Annotated in this window: 1 protein-coding gene; it reads left to right on the top strand. The window is 69.5% G+C overall.

Annotated features, from left to right (window positions below; translation table 11 throughout):
- A partial coding sequence (locus ITJ54_RS17720) for an alcohol dehydrogenase catalytic domain-containing protein (RefSeq protein ID WP_194630619.1) occupies nt 1-419 on the top strand: 419 nt, incomplete at both ends.

Raw genomic sequence — 419 nt, 5'->3', positions numbered from 1 at the left:
GGGGAACTGCTGCTCCGCACCGACGCCGTCGGGATCTGCGCCTCGGACCTGAAGTGCTACCACGGCGCCGCGAAGTTCTGGGGCGACGAGAACCGCCCCGCCTGGGCCGAGACCAACCGGATCCCCGGACACGAGTTCGTCGGCACGATCATCGCCGGCGACCAGGACACGCTCACGAAGCGGAAGCTGGCGCTCGGGGACCGGATCGCGTGCGAGCAGATCGTGCCCTGCTGGGAATGCCGCTACTGCCTCGAAGGCGCCTACTGGATGTGCGCCGTGCACGACATGTTCGGCTTCAAGGGCCACGACGGCGCCATGGCCGAGTACGTCCTCGTCCCCGCCAAGGCCCTCACCCACCCCGTCTCCGCTGACCTCCCCGGACAGGTCGCCGCGTTCGCCGAACCCCTCTCCTGCGCCTT

This window comes from Curtobacterium sp. VKM Ac-2865, from assembly GCF_015350905.1.
Taxonomy (GTDB): Bacteria; Actinomycetota; Actinomycetes; order Actinomycetales; family Microbacteriaceae; genus Curtobacterium.
This window is presented reverse-complemented; position numbering and strand designations above follow the sequence as displayed.